This is a genomic window from Halomonas sp. BN3-1, assembly GCF_003056325.1.
Lineage (GTDB): Bacteria > Pseudomonadota > Gammaproteobacteria > Pseudomonadales > Halomonadaceae > Halomonas > Halomonas litopenaei.
In genome coordinates this window covers 313,410-332,470 of the sequence record NZ_PYVV01000002.1, presented here as the reverse complement: position 1 = coordinate 332,470, position 19,061 = coordinate 313,410, and the positions used below count along the sequence as shown (strand labels likewise).

Below are 19,061 nucleotides of genomic sequence, written 5' to 3'. Positions count from 1 at the left end.
CGAGCGCAGACACTTTTCGTCAAAGCCTTAGACATCCCCCGCGTTATCGGCCTCCACCGCGCTATAAAGTTGTTCGGGCAGGTCCGGCAAGGCCGCCCGCACGCGGTTCCAGCTGGGGATAAAGGGCTTCTCCCTGGGGTTGTCGAGAAAGGCGTTACCGGCCTCGATCAGATTTGCCGCAAACAGCTCCACCGCCTGCTCCTCGGCATGACGGTCCAGGCTCAGCCCGTTCATGGTGGCGTCGTGGTCGTAGGCCTCGATCAGGTCGAGGGCAAGGCGATAGTAGGTGGCCTTGAGGGTACGAAAGCCTTCCGACGAGAAACCCACACCCTGGGTGGCCAGCTTGCGATAGAGCGCCTTGGCGATATCCAGGCTCATGCGGTTGAGCCCGGTGGCCGCGTCATCGGCAGACACCGGTTGATGCTTGTGGTCGTAGACGTCGGCGATATCCACCTGACACAGCCGATTGGTGGAGTGGTCGCGGTGGACCTCGGACAGCACCCCGATCTCCAGCCCCCAGTCGGCGGGGATACGGATGTTGTCCAGCACCTCGGTACGCATCGAGAACTCCCCCGACAGCGGGTAGCGATAGCTGTCCAGGTAGTCCAGGTAAGGCAAGGGCCCGTGCATGATCTTCAGCGCCCGCAGCAGCGGGGTCACCATCAGCCGGGAGACCCGGCCGTTGAGCTTGCCCTCGGCGATACGCGGGTAGTAGCCCTTGCAGAAGGCGTAGTTGAAGCGTGGGTGGGCCACCGGATACATCAGCCGTGCCAGCAGGCCGCGGTCATAGGTCAGGATATCGCAGTCATGCAGCCCCACCGCAGCGGTGCGCCCGGAGGCCTGCACATAGCCCGCACAGAACCACACGTTGCGGCCCTTGCCCGGCTGCTGTGGCGCCAGGCCTTCCTCGGCCAGCTGCGCGTCCAGCGCGCTCAGGCGCGGGCCATCATTCCACAGGATGCGATGGTGCTGGGGCAGGCGCGAAAAGAACTCGCGTGCCCGCAGAAACTGGTCCCGGTCGGCACGATCGAGGCCGATCACGATCTCCGACAGATAGCTCGCCTGAGCAAGCGACTCGACGATGGCATCCAGCGCCGGTCCTTCCAGCTCCGAGTACAATGACGGCAGGATCAGCCCGAGCGGGCGCTGGCGGCCGAAGCGCTCCAGATCCGCCTCCAGGTCTTCGACCTTGCGCCGGGTCAGGTTGTGAAAGTCGGTGATGATGCCGTTCTGGTGGAAATCGCTCATGCCTCACCCTCCTCGCCCAGCTTGTGATGATCCTTGTCGTCGGCGCCGCCGGCATCTACGCTGCCGGCCTCAGCGCTGCTGGCAGGCTCCGCCGCGTCCTGCTCTCCCCAGAAGTGCGCAACCCCCTCGGCCCAGCCCCTGGGGCCCAGCGCCTCGCTGCGATACAAGCGCGGCTGGCACGGGGACACGTCGAGGCTATGGCGGGCACGAATCACCACCGCCGCATCGGTGGCCTCGAGCATGGCGACATCGTTGGGGCCATCGCCCAGCGACAGGGTCTCGGGGCGTCGGCCCTTGAGCGCCTCGAAGCGGGCGCACAGCCATTGCACCGCCTGGCCCTTGTCGGTGTCGCCGAGCACGTGCCAGAAGCGCCCGCCCCTCGTCATGCGCAGGCCGTCACTGGCCAGGCCCTCGCGAAAGCGCTGCAGCAGCGCTTCGTCGTCTTCCCACAACAGCGGCTCGCTGCCCTCGCGCAGGCGTGCCAGGCGAGCCTCCTGTTCATCCAGACCGGTGAAGGCCACCACGTCCTCCAGCGCCATCTCGCTCATGGTCAGAAAGCGCGCGGACAGCCGCTCACGCCAGATCGCCACCCGCCGGCGAATCAGCCCGATATCCACCCCGAGAGTGCGGATCACCAGGCCATCCGGGCCCGGCTGTCCCTCACGTCGGGCGTGACACCAGCTGGGGGGCAGCGCGATCACCGCGCCGTTCTCGGCGATAAAGGGGCGATCGGCGAGGCCGAGCTGCTGGCGCAGGCCGAGCAGTTCACTGCGGGTCTTGCTGGTCACCGGGATCACCGCGACGCCGGCCTCACGCAGGGCATCGAGCCAGGGCTCGGCGGGCTTCCAGCCGTAGTCATGGTGGTCGAGCAGCGAGCCATCCAGGTCGGTGAACAGCAGCCTGGGCCCGTCGAAGGCACCGATTCGGGGGGTCGTGCTGGCGTGCATGGTGGGACCTTCGCATCAAAAGGGTTCACCGAGATACAAAGCAAGGGCTGCGCCAGCGCTGAGAAGAGCAACGGGAAAACAAGCAGATGACGGGAAGGTAGACGTCAGCGCAACGAGGCCCCGTCAGGTCCGGGGCGGGCGCGGCCGTGCCCGGTGCAGGATAAGGCACCACAATGGTGCATCGTCTGCCGACGCCCCGCTGCAAGCACACAGCCTCAGAACGACGACACCCCCGAGAGCGGGGCTCTCGGGGGTGTCTTTGATGGCCTCAGGCGGGCGGGTCACCCCGCCGGGCACTCAGCCGGGCCCTCAGCCATAGACCGGCAGACGGGTGCAGACTTCTTCCACCTTGGCCTTGACCTCGGCCTCGATGGCCTCGGTGGACTCGCCCTTGGCCATGACGTCGAGGATGTCGCAGATCCAGCCAGCCAGATCACCGCACTCGCTCTCGCCGAAACCACGGGTGGTGACCGCCGGGGTACCGATACGCAGGCCAGAGGTCACGAAGGGGCTCTGCGGATCACCGGGCACGGCGTTCTTGTTGACGGTGATGTGGGCACGACCCAGGGCCGCGTCCGCGTCCTTGCCGGTCAGGCCCTGCTTGATCAGCGACAGCAGGAAGAGGTGATCCTCGGTGCCGCCGGAGACCACGTCGTAGCCACGCTCGATAAATACCTTGGCCATGGTCTGGGCGTTCTTGACCACCTGCTGCTGGTAGGTCTTGAACTCGGGCGCCATGGCCTCCTTGAAGCAGATCGCCTTGGCCGCGATGACGTGCTCGAGCGGGCCGCCCTGGCCACCGGGGAAGACCGCAGACTGCAGCTTCTTCTCGATGTCGGCGTCGTTCTCGGCGGACAGGATCAGGCCACCACGGGGACCGCGCAGGGTCTTGTGGGTGGTGGTGGTGACCACATGGGCGTGGGGCAGCGGATTCGGGTAGACACCGGCGGCAACCAGGCCGGCCACGTGGGCCATGTCCACCAGCAGGAAGGCACCCACCTCGTCGGCGATCTCGCGGAAGCGTGCCCAGTCGATGATCTGCGAGTAGGCGGAGAAACCGGCGATGATCATCTTCGGCTGGTGCTCGCGGGCCAGGCGGGCCACCTCGTCGTAGTCGATGCGGCCGGACTCGTCGATGCCGTACTGCACGGCATTGTAGTGCTTGCCGGAGAAGTTCGGGCGGGCGCCGTGGGTCAGGTGACCGCCGGCGTCGAGGCTCATGCCCAGCACGGTGTCACCGGGCTTGACCAGGGCCTGGAAGACCGCGCCGTTGGCCTGGGAGCCGGAGTGCGGCTGGACGTTGGCGTAGCTCGCGCCAAACAGCTCCTTGGCATAATCGATGGCCAGCTGCTCGACCACGTCGACGTACTCGCAGCCACCGTAGTAACGCTTGCCGGGATAGCCTTCCGCGTACTTGTTGGTCAGCTGGCTACCCTGGGCTTCCATCACCCGGGGGCTGGCGTAGTTTTCGGAGGCAATCAGCTCGATGTGAGCCTCCTGACGGGCGACTTCCTTCTGCATCGCATCGAACAGGGCATCATCGAAACCGGCAATCTGCATATCACGGCTGAACATCGGCGGCATAACCTCGCAGCGGGGGATTCAAGGGGCAATCGCGAAAAGCGGGCCGCCATCATAGCGCAGCCCATGACCGCTTTCACATGAAAGACCATCATGGGCTGCTGCATGATTTCTCATCTTGGCTTCAGTCAGACTGAAGCGTGGCCCGCCGGGCGCTCTTTTCCAGGCTCAGTCCGACACGCCGGCGGGCGCCATCACCCTTCTGCCAAGCCCGGGCTTTGGCCGAAAAGTCCACGAGCGGCAGGCACTTTTCCGCCAAGCCCTAGGCGCTGTCCGAAAAGTCGACGAGCGAAGGTTAGACAAGGCAAAAATCGGTGAGAAAGCGCAGTTTACGGGGTGTAAATGAGCATTTTGATCCGATTTTTAACGCCGTATTACCGAGCGCAGGCACTTTTCAGACAAGCCCTAGTCCATCGTGACTTCCATGGACAGAGCCTGTGGCAGCCCCAGCGGGTCCTGGGCCAGCTTCTGGAGCTGTCGACTGGGTGGCAGGCTGAGGTCGATCGACATCTCGCTGGCCTCGCCGGCCATCATCTGCACCAGCCCCGTGAGCACCGCGCCGATCTGCGGTCCCATCATGATGCCGAAGCCTTCGGACTGGGTCCTGAGCTGTTCGAGCAGGGCGTCTTCGGACACCCCCTGGGTCGCCGCCACCACCGGTGCGATACGCCCGAACACGCCCAGATCGCTGAGCCTGAGCGAGACGTCGCCGCCTTGGGTGTCCAGCTCGGTCCAGTCCTCGAGGCCGGCAAAGTAGGCCGCAGGGCCCTGGCCCTTGGGCAGGTTTACCGGCAGGTCACTGTCGAAGCCGAGGCGGAAGGCATCGGCTGCGGTCATCTCGAAACGGCTGGCCACCTGGCCATTGGCACCGCTGGCCTCCCAGGTACCGTCCATGTCGGCGTCCAGGGTGAGCTGTCCGGAGCCATCGGTCAGCACGTTGCTGACCAGGCGTAGCTGGGTGCGCTCGTCCACCGGCGCCAGCTCGATCATCCTGGCCAGATCCACCTTCAGGTTGTCCATGCGCCCGCTGTACTCGCCGTCGTTCATGTCGCCGTCGGCCACCAGATGCTCAAGGCTTGCCACCAGGCGATCGGTGGCGATCTCGAGGTCCTCGAGCTCGAGGGCGTCCACCGTGGGCGCGTCGCTCGCAAGCCCCTTGAGACCGGTCAGACTGAGTGACGGCAGCGAGAAGGTTCCGGCCCCGAGCTCCTCGAAGTTGTCGCTGGAGCCGCTCATCCCGGTCAGCGTCAGGCTGCCGATGGCATCGGCGCTGACGTCGCTGGCGCCCAGGCTCTGGATCTCGATGCGTCCGGGATAGTCGCCCCAGGGAAGGTCCGCCCCCACCTTGCCCTGGCGCTGATCCATCACCAGTCCTTCCAGGCTAATCCCGGCCAGCGGGTTGTCTTCATCCCAGGGCAGATCACGCAGATCGAGCACAGGCTGGCCGGGCTCCTCGAACACCAGCCGCTCGAGCAGCATGCTGGCGCCCCGGTCGACCAGCTCGATGTCCTCGAGCACCACTTCTTCCGGCGCGTCGTAGTCGCCCTCGACCAGGTAGCGCGCGATGGTCAGGCGTTCGCCGTTGTCGCCGGTCAGGGTCAGGTTCTCGGCACTGGTGGTGCTGCCGAACAGCTCATCGGATACCTCGCCGATCTCGAGGGTACCTTCACGCTCCAGGGCCGCACGCAGGTCGGCCTCGAGACGTTCGGCGTCGGCCTGGGCGACGCTCGCCCCCAGAGAAAGCAGCGCCACGAAAGGAACGGCGTGGCGGGAAGACAGACGGCACTTCATGAACTTTCACCTCCGGTGTGAAAATAGAACCTGGCAAACACCAACGATCTTTGCCGATACGGCAGTTGTGTCAGCCTTCACTGTAGCGCCTGAACGAATCCGTCGACAGGCCTTCAGCAGTGTTGACAGGACATCGGTCACTCAATCCAGCGGCAGGCGCGCCGACAACCGCCGACTCACCTCCTCGATCACCGCCAGGCGCGCCCGACGCTTGTCGTTGGCGTCGATCAGCACCCACTCGCCGCCAGGGGCATGTGTTTCCGCGAACATCTCGTCGATGGCCTGCTGGTAGTCGTCCCAGCGCTCGCGGTTGCGCCAATCCTCGTCGGTGAGCTTGTGCCGCTTGTGAGGAGTCTCGGCCCTGGCTTCGAAACGCTCGAGCTGCTCGTCCTTGTCGATGGCCAGGAACAGCTTGACCAGCACGGTGCCGTGCTCGAGCAGGCGCGCCTCGAACTGGCGAATCTCTTCAAAGCCGCGTCGCCAGTCCCGCTCATCGGCGAGGCCCTCGACCCGTTCCACCAGCACCCGGCCATACCAGGAGCGGTCGAAGATCGCCACCCGGCCATCGCGGGGCAGGCGATGCCAGAAGCGCCACTGCCACGGGTGCAGGCGCTCCTCCTCGGTGGGCGCAGCGATCTGATGCACACGGTACTGACGAGCATCCATCGCCGAGGTCAGGCGATGGATGCCGCCGCCCTTGCCGGCAGCGTCATGGCCCTCGAATACCACCACCAACGGCACTCCCTGGCGCGCGGCACTGCGCGCCAGCTGGGCCAGCCTGGCCTGGGCGTCGGCCAGGCGCTCGCTGTAGTCGCGCTTCTTGAGTCGTGGGGGCGGATCGTCATGCTCGAGGGCGTCGAGCCGAGGGGGAGCGATGGCATTCAGTGGGGGAGTCTCGGGGCGCTCGAGGGCCGGGACAGGGCTTGCCATGACCTTCTCGAGGACTTCGGCCACCTGGGGCAGCAGGTCGTTGCCGGGGCTCGCGTCGAGCTCGATCCAGGGACTGTGGCGACAGTGGGTGCGCGCACGCAGGTCGCGGGCAAGCTCATCGAGCAGGCCATGCTGGGCGTGGCGGCGCCACTTTTCGTCGGTGACCTGCCAGCGACTGGCCGGGTCGGCGGCCCAGGCCTCGAGTCGTTGTCGCTGGGTGTCTGCATCGATCTGCAGCCACAGCTTGACCAGGCGAACCCCGTCGGCGGCAAGCTCCGCCTCGAACTGACGCATCTGTTCGATGCGGTCATTGTAGGCGCCCTCGCCCAAGGCGCGGGAGGCCCGCGCCAGCACCGCATCGCCGACCCAGCCATGGACGAACACCCCGAGCCGGCCACGCCCTGGAAGACGTCGCCAGAATCGCCACCAGTAAGGTCGCCGGCGCTCCTCGTCGCCGGGCACCATGGCGTGCACCTCGGTCAACCGGTTCTCCAGCCAGTGGTTGAGCAGGTTGATCAGTTCGCCCTTGCCGGTGGCGGCGTGGCCGGCCACCAGCACTACCACTGCCCGATCCGCTCGCTGGGCCAATTCCAGCTGGGCCGTCAGCAGGCGAAACCGCTGACACTCCTCGGCGGACATGGTCTTGCCGGAGGCGTTCTTGCGAGAGGCGTTGCTGGTTGAGCCCCGCTTCTTTCCCTTTGCCACCTTGGTCCTGGTCATCGTCGCTCCTTCATGACGCACTTCCCTTTCCATAAGGCGCTTCGCTTTGCATAAGGCGCTTCGCTTTGCATAAGGCGCATCGCTTTTCATGAGGCGCATCGCTTTGCATGAGGCGCTTCGCGTTTCGTGAGACGCGTCGCCCTTTCATGATGATTCGCCTTTCAGGCCTCGCCCAGCAGCCCCAGGCTCGCCGCCGGCGCCTGTCGCCGAATGCCACGGGACAACAGATGCCCTACCAGACCCAGTACCACAGCGCCGAGCGTCGGGACCAGCAGCCAGACCCAGGGATGCACCCGCGGCGGCAGATCCAGCCACAGCAGATATAACGCGGCCGTGGCGACCTCCGCCAGCAGCGCCGCCATCAGGCCGCTGGCCAGTCCCAGAACGGCAAATTCAGCCCACTGCACCCGCGCGAGCAGACGCGAACCTGCGCCAAAGACGCGCAACAAGCCGCTTTCGTGGGCACGTACCGGCTGACTGGCGATCAACGCGGCGTAGAGCACACTGACCCCGGCCAGCAGCACGAAGGCCAGCACCACTTCCACCGCCCGGGTCACGTGCCCCAGCACCTCACGGACCTGCCCCAGCAGGGCATCCACGTCGAGCAGCGTCACCCCCGGGAAGGCCTGGACCAGGCTCCCCAGTTCGCGCTTCTGCTGCTGCTCCAGATAGAAGGCGGTGATGTAGCTATGGCCGTAGCGTTCCAGCACACCAGGTGGGAAGATCACGTAAAAGTTGGGCTTGAAGCTGTCCCAATCGAGGTCGCGGAGACTGGTGATCTCACCGACCAGGGTGTCGGCGCCGATGGTGAAACTTAAACGATCCCCCAGCGCCAGCCCCAGACGTTCTGCCAGTTCTCGTTCCATGGAGATCGGCGCCGTCTCGGCGACGTCATCGCCTGCGGGCGCCGAGGACGGCTGGGCGTCCACCTCGTCGAGCCAGCCGCCGGCCTCGGCGCGCGAGGCAAACCATTCGCCGGCCACCAGACGATTGCCGCTCGGCAGGTCCTCCCGCCAGGTCAGGTTGAGCTCCCGGCGCAGGGCGTTTTCTCCCCTCGCCTCGGGGGGCACGGCCTGCCTCGGCGGCTGGCCGTTGATCGCGGTGATACGCCCGCGGACCATGGGGTAGAGATCACTGCTGGCCTCGGCGATGGCCTCGAGCCGCTGCTCGAAGTCGTCGCGCTCGCCGGGCTGGATATTGATCGCGAAATGATTGGGTGTGTCCTCGGGTAACTGCGCCTGCCAGGTGGTCAACAGATCGCCCCGCACCAGGGCGATCATGGTCATGGCGAAGAAGGTCACCGCGAATGCCAGCATCTGCCCCAGGCTGGCGTTGCGACGGCGCGCCAACTGCCGAGCGCCCAGACGCAACGCCCCGCGCAGACCAGCGGGATCGCCACCCTCCAGCCGCGCAGCCAGACGCAACAGTCCATCGAGGATCAAGCCCGCCAGGCCCCACAGTACACCCAGCGCCACCATGCCGCCGGCCAAGAGCCCGGCCGCCAGCCCCAGGCTGCCGGAGTACAGCCAAAGCAGAGCACCGAAGGCCAGCGCCGCCGCCAGCAGCAGCGACCAGCCGGAGGCGGGCAAGGGGTCCAGCTCCCGGCGCAGTACCTTGAGTGCGCTAACCCGCTTCAAGCGCAGCAGGGTCGGCCCTGCAAAGCCGGCCAGCACGGCCAGTGCCGTCAGCACACCCAGCCACAACGGCAACGCTCCGGGAGGAGGCAGCTCCAGCGGCAGAAAACGCTGCATCAAGCCCAGCAGCAACGCCTGCCCCGCCAGCCCCAGAAGCGCGCCGAGCAGCGAGGCCACCAGCGCCAGACCGGCCAGCTGGAAGGTGAAGATACGCGCCAGGTCCCGCTGGGAAGCGCCAAAGCAGCGCAGTAGCGCGGCGGTATCCAGATGGCGATCGACGTAGCGCCGCGTCGCCATGGCCACCGCCACCCCGGCCAGCAGCACGGCGGCTAGACCGGCCAGGCTCAGGTAGGTCTCGGCTCGCTCCAGCGCCGAGCCCAGCCGCGGCCGGTCCTCGCGCACGTCACGTACCTCGACGCCGTCGGCGCGCAGGCGGGCGAGCCAGGGCGACAGCGTCTCCACCGCCTGGGGCGAGCCGGCGGCGAGGATCTCGAACTCGATGCGCGAACCGGGCTGGATCAGGCCGGTCGCCTCGACGTCGTCGACGTGCATCATCACCCGCGGGTTGAAGCTGCCGAAGCCGGCAGACTGGTCGGCCTCCCGCTCGATCCAGCCGGTCACCTGGAACTCGCCCCTGCCCAGCGTCAGACTATCGCCGAGTTCGATGTCCAGCAGCGTCTCGAGCCTCGGCGCCAGCCACACCTCGCCTGGCGCAGGGCCACTGGCGAGCTCCTCGACGCCGGCGCCCTGGTCGACCCGGGACACGCCGTAGAGTGGATAGTCTTCGTCCACCGCCTTGATGCTGACCGGCTGAAAGGCGCCATCGCGACTGGCCATGGAGACCAGGTCGACCTGGTCGCTCAGGCGCATGCCGGCGCCTTCCAGACGCTCCCGGATCTCCTGAGCGAAGGGATCGGACTGCTCCAGCACCACATCGCCGCCCATCATCTGACTGGCCTGACGGGTCAGGCCACGTTCCAGCCGGTCGAGAAAGAACCCCATCATGGTCGAGGCGGCCACCGCCAGGGTCAGCGCCACCAGCAAGGCGCGTACATCACCCGCACGAAGATCGCGCCGCAGAGAGCGCGCCGCCATCACCAGCTGACGTCCCAATTGGCCCTTCGCCGTGGAGCTTCGCTCACTCATGCCGAGGCCTCCCGCTGGGCGTCTGGCGCCTCGGCTGGAAGCTTGGATGTCACCTCGGTGAGCTGGCCGTCGGCCAGGCGCAGACACCGATCGCAGCGCCTCGCCAGAGCGTGGTCGTGGGTAACCAGCACCAGGGTGGTGCCCTCGGAACGGTTGAGCTCGAACAGGGTCTGAATGATGCGCTCCCCGGTGTCCGGGTCGAGATTGCCGGTCGGTTCATCGGCAAACACCAGCTCGGGGCCGGTGACAAAGGCCCGCGCCAGCGCCACCCGTTGCTGTTCGCCGCCGGACAGCTGCTTGGGCAGGTGATCCAGGCGCTCGCCCAACCCCACTCGACCGAGCCAGTCGGTGGCACGGGCCTCACGGTTGGCAAGGGTCGACAGCTCGGTCGGCAGCAGCACGTTTTCCAGCGCTGTCAGGGTCGGCAGCAACTGGAAGTTCTGAAACACGAAGCCCACTCGGGTGTTTCTCAGCGCCGCGCGACCGTCCTCGTCTAGCTCGGCAAGCGATGTACCGAACATCGCAAGCTCGCCGGCACTCGGCGTATCGAGACCGGCCAGCAGCGCCAGCAGGGTCGACTTGCCGGCACCGCTCTGGCCGAGGATGGCGACGCTCTCGCCGGACTGTACGTCGAGCTCAAGCTCGCGCAGGATGGTCAGTTCCCGCGTTCCGCTGGCGACCCGCTTGGACAGGCCTCGCGCGCGCAGCACGGTGGTCGGGACGGTATTCTCGGAAGGAGACAGCGACATGGTGATGGCATTCCCTGGGACTTGGACGTTTGGGGCGGCACGGCGGTTTTTTTCTGGAGCCTCGCGCTTCGGCGCTGCTGATGCCACGACGTCAGGAAGACGAGCGCAGGATCGCCGGGCAACGCCCGCCAGGCGGATGCTGAAGACACTGATGATGGCCTGCGTCTTGACCGCCCTTGTGCCGGGGTCGGTCTGGGCCCAGTCTGACACAGCCCCGCCGACCTTGCTGGTGGTGGGCGACAGCTTGAGCGCCGCTTACGGCATCGAACGGGACGCCGGCTGGGTGGCGTTGCTGGCCGAGCGAGTGGCGCACCGCGCCGAGGTGGTCAATGCCAGCATCAGCGGCGAAACCACCGGCGGGGGCGCCACCCGTCTCCCTGAACTCCTCCGACAGCACGACCCGGACATCGTTCTGCTGGAGCTGGGCGGCAATGACGGACTCAGGGGTCTTCCGCCGAGCCAGATGTCGGCAAACCTCGAAGGCATGATCGAAAAGAGCCAGGCCGCCGGCGCCCAGGTGCTGCTGCTGGGTATCGATATTCCCCCGAATTACGGCGACGCCTACCGTCAGGCCTTCACCGGGGTCTTTCGAGAACTGGCCGACACCCATGAGGTGCCGCTGGTGCCTTTCCTGCTCGAAGGGGTGGCGCTGGACCCCGAGCTGATGCAGGACGACGGCATCCACCCCACCGCCGAGGCCCAGCCGAGGCTGCTCGACAACGTCTGGCCGAGCCTTGCGCCCCTGCTGGACGAGACCGAGACGCCGGGGACCGAGGCGGTGTCGACCCAGCCCTCCAGCCAGAAGGAAAGCAAAGAACGCAGCGAGCAAGCGAGCGCCTCCTGAGGCGCTCCGCGGGCCCCTACGAGGAGGATGGCTCGACGTGAGCCGGCGCCTTCTGCCACTGCTGCAGCCCAAGCCCCAGCAGGATCAGCACCAGTCCGATCAGGGTCGAGGGGAGTATCGGCTCGCCCACCACCAGGTAGAGCAGCATCAGCGACACCGGCGGTGACAGAAAGATCAGGTTGGAGACCTTGGCGGTGCGCGACACCCGCTGCATCGCCGCCTGCCATAGCACAAAAGCGACGCCCATCTCGAACAGTCCGACATAGATGCCCGCGCCCAGGGCGGCACTGCCGTGCCACTGAAAGCCTGGCCCCAGCACCATCAGCAGCGTCAGCACCGGCACCCCGACGCTGAAGTTCTGCCACTGGGCGACCAGCGGAGGACGCCGGTCGCGGGCATTGAACAGCCAGTACAACGCCCAGATCAGCGTCGACACCAGCGCCAGTGCGACGCCCAGAGGATCGGCGAAGGCCACGTCAAAAACCTGGCCGCGGGTGGCGATGACCCAGACCCCGGCGTAGGCCACCAGGCCGGCCACCACGTCCATCGGCGTCAACCGCTGCTTGAGGATCGGCACCGCCAGCAGCGCCATGGCCAGCGCCCAGGTGTAGTTGAGCGCCATGGCCTCCTGTCCGGGCAACCGGTCATAGGCCGCAAACAGCACAAGGTAGTAGGCCACCGGGTTCATCAGCCCGGCCCACACAGCGGTGCGCCAGCCGCGACGAAGTGCCTGATGCAGCTGTCCGCGCCGCAGCATCAGCACGCTCATCAGCGCCCAGGACACCAGCGCCGCCAGCCACATCAGCTCCAGCGGGCTCATATGGGCAAGCGCCAGCTTGAAGGCGGTGGCCACCGTGGACCACAACGCCACGGCGCCAAGGCCGAAGGCCATGGCCTGTCGATCAGTTGTCATGACATTCCCTGGGGTAAAGATGAGGACAAGGATGAGGGCAAGGAGCAGCGGGCCATGGCCACGCCAATCAGCGACGCGGTCAATCAGGATGACGCCATCGAGCCCGCGTTCAGACCGTCAACACAGGATGACCATCGGCAACATTCAACGGTCCAGATGGCCCAGATCGCGCTCGGGAGCGATGCCGTCGCGGACCCGTTGCTTGAGCGTCTTGACGTCGGGAAAGCCGCCATCTCGCTTGCGCTCCCACAGCGTCTCGTCATCCAGCCGGATCTCGAAATGTCCGCCGTGGGAAGGCACCAGCGTCACCTCCTCGAGATCCTCGCCGAAGGTCGAGAGCAGCTCCTGGGCATACCAGCCACTACGCAAGAGCCACTGACATTGCGTACAGTAGATAATCCGAATGCGTGCCACGTTCAGCCTCCCTGTTCCAGCACGTAGGTGGAAACACCGGCGACGCGCTGCAAGGCAGCGTGTACACCGTATTCCCTCAAACCTCGATCATAACAGTCAGGACAGCCTCCATGGCCAGTGGCGAAACCCAGACGCGACTTTACGAGTGGCTCACCGGCGACGAGGACAGTCGCCTGTGCAAGGACATCCCGGACAGCGCCTGCGATGAGCAGCCGCGCAACTTCTTCCTGCATCTGCTGGCGTCGCTCGGCAACAAGCTCGCCGACGAACTCTCCAGCGCCCGTCTGGTCCTGCCCTGGCTACTGGGCGCCATCGGCGCGCCGACCTGGATGGTCGGCCTGCTGGTGCCGATTCGGGAGGCCGGCGCCCTGCTGCCCCAACTGTTCGTGGCCGGATTTATCCGCCTGAAACCCCGGCGCAAGGGCGTCTGGGTGGTCGGTGGATTGCTCCAGGCGCTGGCCGCCGCGGCGCTGTCGGTTCTTGCCCTGATCGGTTCCGGCGGTGTTGGCGGCGGCCTGGTACTGCTGGCCCTGGTCGCCCTGTCGCTGGCCCGGGGGCTGTCGTCCATCGCCACCAAGGACGTGCTCGGCAAGACCATCTCCAAGCAACGTCGCGGGACCCTGATGGGCTGGAGCGGCAGCGTGGCGGGCGCCGTGACCCTGGCCGCCGGTGCGGTGCTGGTGCTGTTCGACGACCGCCCCGGCGAGCTCGCCCTGGCGGTGCTGCTTGGCGTGGCGGCGCTGGGATGGACCCTCAATGCGCTATGCGCCGCCGCCATCGAAGAAGCGGAAGGCGCCACCGACGGCGGCGCCAACGCCTGGGATTCGGTCAAGACCGGCCTCGCCCTGATGCGCGACGACGCCGCCTTTCGTAACTTCAATCTGACCCGCGCCCTGTTGCTGTCCAGCGCCCTGGCGTTGCCCTATGTCGCGCTGATGGCCCAGGACAACGGCGGCACCGAACTTGGCGGACTGGGACTTCTGATCGTGGTATCCGGGGTCGCCGGCATGGTCGCCAGCCCCATCTGGGGCAAGCGTTCGGATGCCTCCAGCAAAACGGTGATGCGCGACGGTGCCATCGGTACCACCCTGTGCTGCCTGCTGGGGGCATCGCTGGCCTGGTTGCCCGAGTCGATGAGCGCAAGTGTCTGGCCCTACGCCCTGGTCTACGCGCTGCTGGTCATCGTCCACTCGGGCATTCGCCTCGGTCGCAAGACCTACATCGTCGACATGGCCGGCGCCGACAATCGTGCCCTCTATGTGGCCCTGTCCAACACCATCACTGGCGTGCTGATGCTGATCGTCGGTGCCGTGATCGGCGCTCTGGCGCAATGGCTCGGCGCCGGCCCGCTGTTGCTGGTGCTGGCCGCCACCGCCGCCCTGGCCGCCCTCAGCGCGCTGCGCCTGCCGGAGGTAGAGTGACGCAAGGGCAGCCTCAGCGTCCGCTCCACACTACCGCCACAGCAAAGACGACAGGAAGCGCTGAAGAAATGTCGCGAGCGATGACAGGTCGGTTGCCGCCGGAACGCAAGGATTCGAGTTTACAGGGGTTAAATGAGGACCCTGAGTACCGCCGGCGGTCGAGATGTCGAGCGCAGCAATTTATGCAGCGTTTCCTTAGCGGACCATTGATTTAATCTCGCCGCCTGGCCATGCTTAGCATCAAATTTTGCCGATTAGAGCCATCATTACATCCCGAGGTTGCGCACAAACCGTCTTTGAGAGACCACCGGTTTGGTGCACATCCTGGCCCCTGAATCCCCGGCCCCTGATTACCAGGCAACAAGGGTGTAACGCCAAGCCCGCAACAGGACGTCCCATGACACGACCGAACATGATCGCCCCGGAACTGCTCGAACGCATCGTCAACGCCTCGGAAGACGGGATCGTGGTGGCCGAGAAGGAAGGCGACGAGCATATTCTGATCTACGTGAATCAGGGCTTCGAGCGCCTGACCGGCTACAGCGCGGACGAGATCCTCTACCGCGACTGCCGCTTCCTGCAGAACGACGATACCGACCAGCCGGCCCTCGACGTCGTGCGCAAGGCCTTGAAGGAGTTGCGCCCCTGCCGCGAAGTTCTGCGCAACTACAGGAAGGACGGCACCCTGTTCTACAACGAGCTGTCACTGACCCCGGTGTTGGACGAAAGTGACGAGCTGGTCTACTTCATCGGCGTCCAGAAGGACGTCAGCGAACGTGTGGCCAACCTGGCCGAGATCGATCGCCTGCGTGACGGCGCCGACAGCGCCTGAGCCAGTCCACGCCTCCCTCTTGCACTTTTCTCGATTCCCGCTTATATAGCCAACAGAGTCCTCGGATTCTGTTGGCGCTTCCCGCCGTCGGAAGCATGGTGTGACAAGACGCGCTTCGGCGCTCTGGCCATGGGAGATTTCACATGAGCCGTGATTCCCTTCTCGATGATGCCTACCTCGACCTCTCTGATCAGGAGGCGGTCAACGACGAGGACTATTCCCGCAGTCGTCCTTCCAACCGTGCTGACACCCTGCGCGCCCGCCGACGAGTGGAAGCCCTGCTCGAGGAACGTCGCCTGCGCCAGGCCATCGATGACGACTGGGGCTATGACGAGGAAGAGGAAGAAGAAGAGGAATAGCACCCAGCGCCACCTGTCTTTCCCGGGGCGGTCAGTGCATCGCCCCCGCCATTCGCTCTCGCCTGGCGAATCCCCTCACCTTGCGTGGGGCGCCCCTCGATCTCGCCACACGGCTGGCGTTTGTGCGCCTCCGGCTCTATCATCTGTGACCAGCTTTTTTTCCGCGAACCCCAGTGGAAACGCGGCATCGTCCACGTCTGGCTATGCTGTCGACGCCCAGGGCGTCCGTCAGCGCCGGTGGTGATCGTTTCCCCAACACTAGCGAGTTCCCATGGCGCAATACGTCTACACCATGAACCGGGTGGGCAAGGTCGTGCCCCCCAAGAAGCAGATCCTCAAGGACATCTCCCTGTCCTTCTTCCCCGGGGCCAAGATCGGCGTGCTCGGTCTCAACGGCGCCGGCAAGTCCACCCTTCTGCGGATCATGGCCGGCGTGGACACCGAGATCGAAGGCGAGGCACGGCCGATGCCGGGCCTCAACGTGGGCTACCTGCCCCAGGAGCCCGAGCTCGACGACACCAAGAACGTGCGCGAGACCGTCGAGGAGGCACTGGGCGAGATCAAGGAAGCCCAGGCCAAGCTGGACGCCGTCTATGCGGCCTACGCCGAACCGGACGCCGACTTCGACGCGCTGGCCGCCGAACAGGCCAAGCTCGAGAACCTGATCGAGGCCGCCGACGCCCATAACCTGGAGCGCAAGCTGGAAGTCGCCGCCGAGGCACTGCGGCTGCCGCCCTGGGAGGCCAATGTCGGCCACCTGTCCGGTGGCGAACGTCGCCGCGTGGCGCTGTGCCGCCTGCTGCTGTCCAACCCGGACATGCTGCTGCTGGACGAGCCGACCAACCACCTGGACGCCGAGTCCGTGGCCTGGCTCGAGCGCTTCCTCCACGACTATTCCGGTACCGTGGTGGCGATCACCCACGACCGCTACTTCCTCGACAACGTGGCCGGCTGGATCCTCGAGCTCGACCGCGGCCAGGGCATCCCCTTCGAAGGCAACTACTCCCAGTGGCTGGAAGCCAAGGAGAAGCGCCTGGAGCAGGAAGCCAAGGCCGAGGCCTCGCGTCAGAAGGCGATCAAGCACGAGCTCGAGTGGGTTCGCTCCAACGCCAAGGGCCGTCAGGCCAAGAGCAAGGCGCGCCTCAACCGCTTCGAGGAGATGCAGTCCGGCGACTTCCAGAAGCGCAACGAGACCAACGAGATCTACATTCCGCCGGGTCCGCGTCTGGGCGACAAGGTCATCGAATTCCACGGGGTGTCCAAGCGCTTCGACGACAAGCTGCTCTACGAGGACCTGAGCTTCACCATCCCCCAGGGTGCCATCGTCGGTATCGTCGGCGGCAACGGTGCCGGCAAGTCCACCCTGTTCAAGCTGATCCAGGGCAGCGAGAAGCCGGACGCCGGCGAAGTGGTGCTCGGCGAGACGGTGGACATCGCCTACGTCGAGCAGATGCGCGACGCCCTCGACGACAAGCAGACGGTGTGGGAAGCGGTGTCCGATGGACAGGACATCCTCAACATCAACGGCTACGAGGTCTCCTCACGGGCCTACGTCGGGCGTTTCAACTTCAAGGGCAATGACCAGCAGAAGTTCCTCAGGGACCTCTCCGGTGGTGAGCGCGGCCGCCTGCAGCTGGCCCAGACCCTGAAGCAGGGCGCCAACGTGCTGCTGCTCGACGAGCCGTCCAACGACCTGGATATCGAGACCCTGCGTGCGCTGGAAGAGGCTCTGCTGGCCTTCCCCGGCTGCGCCATGGTGATCTCCCACGATCGCTGGTTCCTGGACCGCATCGCGACCCATATCCTGGCCTTCGAAGGCGAGTCCCACGTCGAGTTCTTCGCCGGCAACTACACCGAGTACGAAGCCGACCACAAGAAGCGCGTCGGTGACGACACGCCGCATCGGATGAAGTACAAGCGTATCGACGCCTGATACGACAAGCACTGCGCACTGCAACGACGCCACCGGCCCACGCCGGTGGCGTCGTCGTTTGTGCAGTTCCAGTCTTTCCGCTGCCGCCAGCGTTTACCGGCGTACTTGCATGACAGCACGCTTGAAGCGATAAGAGCCACATGCGACGCATCTTGTCGTCGACATCGACCTATCCCATCCACCGCTACCTGACAGGGTCCCTGCCATGTCATCGCTGACCTTCCATCCGGTGCGGTTGATTCGCGCCTTTTATACCAGCATCGCCTACCTGCCGACCCTGGCAGCCCTGGTCTACGGTCTGCTCGGCCTGCTGGCGCTGGCCCCACCGATCAGCGACACCTCGCTGCCGGAGGTGATCCAGAAGCTCAGTCTCACCGCCCCGGGCAGCGCCCAGTCACTGCTGGCGGCGATGCTCGGCGGCATGATCTCGCTGATGGTGTTCAGCTTTTCCATGGTGATGTCGGTGCTGTCCCAGGCCGGCGGCAACTTTTCCCACAAGCTGGTATTCGGGCTGGTATCGGAGCGCGCCAATCAGTGGGTGCTCGGCCACTACCTGGGCACCATCCTGTTCATCCTGATTCTATTGATCGTGCCGGAGGTCGACGACGGCGAAGCCGCCTGGCGTTCGCTCGCCATCTATCTGGCCTGTGCCATGGTGCTGCACTGCCTGGCGCTGTTCGTCTATTTCATCCACAACGCCTCCCAGTCGATCCAGATCGACGCCGTGATCTCCGGGCTCCATGGCACCACCCTGGCCAGCATGCAGCGTCTGCACGACAAGGAAACCGATGACCATTGGCGCTACCTGCCCTCGGCTGCACCGCCGAGCGCCCAGTGTCACGAGATCCATGCGCGCATGGCGGGCTATGTGCAGAACGCCAACCTCGAGCGACTGGCGGAGCTTGCCGAGCGCATCGGTGGCGTGCTGCATCTGCAGTTTCGCTTCGGCGACTACGTGGTGGAAGGTCTGCCCATTGCTATCCTGGAATGCGAGGACACGCCCAACGAGGAGTGGTGCGACGAGGTGCTCTCCACCCTCACCTATCTCGACGGTGAATCCATCGACGAGCACTTCGTCCACGGACTGACCCAGATGATGGAAGTGGCGATCAAGGCGCTGTCCCCGGGGATCAACGACCCCGGCACCGCCAGGCTGTGCCTGCACCGGATGACCGATCTGCTGTGCCGCTACCTCAAGTGGCAGCCGGCCAACACCATGGTCGACGGTGACGGCAAGCGCCGTGTGACCTGGCCGGTGGAACGCTACGACAGCCTGCTGCACCGCCTGTTCGTGCCGATCCTGTCCTACGGCGCCGAGGACCAGAGCACCCTGCTGGGTTTGCTCAAGTCGCTCAAGACCCAGTCACTGTTCGCCGGGGAACACCAGCTCCCCAGCATTCAGCGGATGGCTCAGCGGGTCGGCCAGGCGCTGGCGGACGGCGCCAGCGACCCGATGGATCAGGCCTTTATCGTGGAACGCCTGGAAAGAGGCGCGCACCGCCTCGACCTGACCCCCATGCGAGAACGCCTGGCGGCGCGCCTCGAGCAGATCGGTTGACGCCTGGACCGACGGGGCGCCCGCGGCCAAGCCGGCAAGCC

Annotated in this window: 15 protein-coding genes; 6 read left to right on the top strand and 9 right to left on the bottom strand. The window is 65.8% G+C overall.

Going from position 1 to position 19,061, the window contains the following annotated elements; genetic code table 11:
• Positions 1 to 27 precede the first annotated feature (27 nt).
• The 7 genes from C9F12_RS04860 to C9F12_RS04830 all read right to left on the bottom strand — a co-directional run bounded on the left by C9F12_RS04860 (position 28) and on the right by C9F12_RS04830 (position 10,746).
• On the bottom strand, positions 28 to 1,248 hold the full coding sequence (locus tag C9F12_RS04860; protein WP_045991048.1) for a glycosyl transferase: 1,221 nt from the start codon (positions 1,246 to 1,248) through the stop codon (positions 28 to 30).
• Entirely contained in the window at positions 1,245 to 2,195 is a 951-nt protein-coding gene (locus C9F12_RS04855) for an HAD-IIB family hydrolase (RefSeq protein WP_108448150.1), read from the bottom strand. Before C9F12_RS04855 ends, C9F12_RS04860 begins: the two co-directional genes overlap by 4 nt.
• A 309-nt stretch (positions 2,196 to 2,504) precedes the next feature.
• The gene (gene glyA / locus C9F12_RS04850; protein ID WP_045991047.1) at positions 2,505 to 3,770 is read right to left on the bottom strand and encodes a serine hydroxymethyltransferase; all 1,266 of its coding nucleotides are present in this window, start codon (positions 3,768 to 3,770) and stop codon (positions 2,505 to 2,507) included.
• 411 nt (positions 3,771 to 4,181) lie between these two features.
• Positions 4,182 to 5,567, bottom strand: coding sequence for a hypothetical protein (locus C9F12_RS04845; RefSeq protein WP_108448149.1), 1,386 nt, complete (start codon positions 5,565 to 5,567; stop codon positions 4,182 to 4,184).
• A gap of 141 nt (positions 5,568 to 5,708) precedes the next feature.
• Positions 5,709 to 7,217, bottom strand: a complete 1,509-nt coding sequence (locus tag C9F12_RS04840) for a polyphosphate:AMP phosphotransferase (protein WP_162816391.1) — start codon at positions 7,215 to 7,217, stop codon at positions 5,709 to 5,711.
• A 161-nt stretch (positions 7,218 to 7,378) separates the two neighbouring features.
• The gene (locus tag C9F12_RS04835) at positions 7,379 to 9,997 is read right to left on the bottom strand and encodes an FtsX-like permease family protein (RefSeq protein WP_240184173.1); all 2,619 of its coding nucleotides are present in this window, start codon (positions 9,995 to 9,997) and stop codon (positions 7,379 to 7,381) included.
• A complete protein-coding gene (locus tag C9F12_RS04830) occupies positions 9,994 to 10,746 on the bottom strand; it encodes an ABC transporter ATP-binding protein (RefSeq protein ID WP_108448147.1) in 753 nt (250 codons plus the stop codon). Before C9F12_RS04830 ends, C9F12_RS04835 begins: the two co-directional genes overlap by 4 nt.
• A gap of 136 nt (positions 10,747 to 10,882) precedes the next feature.
• Here C9F12_RS04830 and C9F12_RS04825 point away from each other — a divergent pair, with 136 nt between their 5' ends.
• Positions 10,883 to 11,590, top strand: a complete 708-nt coding sequence (locus tag C9F12_RS04825; RefSeq protein WP_205254627.1) for an arylesterase — start codon at positions 10,883 to 10,885, stop codon at positions 11,588 to 11,590.
• Positions 11,591 to 11,606: 16 nt separating this feature from the next.
• Here C9F12_RS04825 and C9F12_RS04820 read toward each other — a convergent pair whose 3' ends face one another.
• Positions 11,607 to 12,503 (bottom strand): DMT family transporter, encoded by an 897-nt coding sequence (locus tag C9F12_RS04820; protein ID WP_045991044.1) that lies wholly within the window; start codon positions 12,501 to 12,503, stop codon positions 11,607 to 11,609.
• Between the two features lie 144 nt (positions 12,504 to 12,647).
• On the bottom strand, positions 12,648 to 12,917 hold the full coding sequence (locus C9F12_RS04815; RefSeq protein ID WP_045991043.1) for a SelT/SelW/SelH family protein: 270 nt from the start codon (positions 12,915 to 12,917) through the stop codon (positions 12,648 to 12,650).
• A 110-nt stretch (positions 12,918 to 13,027) separates the two neighbouring features.
• Between C9F12_RS04815 and C9F12_RS04810 the strand changes: the two genes are divergently transcribed.
• From C9F12_RS04810 to C9F12_RS04790, 5 genes are all read left to right on the top strand, one after another.
• Positions 13,028 to 14,338 carry an MFS transporter gene (locus C9F12_RS04810; RefSeq protein ID WP_108448146.1) on the top strand — a complete coding sequence of 437 codons (1,311 nt, stop codon included), beginning with the start codon at positions 13,028 to 13,030 and terminating at the stop codon, positions 14,336 to 14,338.
• Between the two features lie 397 nt (positions 14,339 to 14,735).
• Entirely contained in the window at positions 14,736 to 15,170 is a 435-nt protein-coding gene (locus tag C9F12_RS04805; protein ID WP_045991041.1) for a PAS sensor domain-containing protein, read from the top strand.
• A gap of 143 nt (positions 15,171 to 15,313) precedes the next feature.
• Positions 15,314 to 15,529: a hypothetical protein gene (locus C9F12_RS04800; RefSeq protein ID WP_108131385.1), complete on the top strand. Its 216-nt coding sequence runs from the start codon at positions 15,314 to 15,316 to the stop codon at positions 15,527 to 15,529.
• Positions 15,530 to 15,800: 271 nt separating this feature from the next.
• Positions 15,801 to 17,462: an energy-dependent translational throttle protein EttA gene (gene ettA, locus C9F12_RS04795; protein ID WP_045991039.1), complete on the top strand. Its 1,662-nt coding sequence runs from the start codon at positions 15,801 to 15,803 to the stop codon at positions 17,460 to 17,462.
• Positions 17,463 to 17,667: 205 nt separating this feature from the next.
• On the top strand, positions 17,668 to 19,020 hold the full coding sequence (locus tag C9F12_RS04790; protein ID WP_108448145.1) for a DUF2254 domain-containing protein: 1,353 nt from the start codon (positions 17,668 to 17,670) through the stop codon (positions 19,018 to 19,020).
• Positions 19,021 to 19,061: the final 41 nt, after the last annotated feature.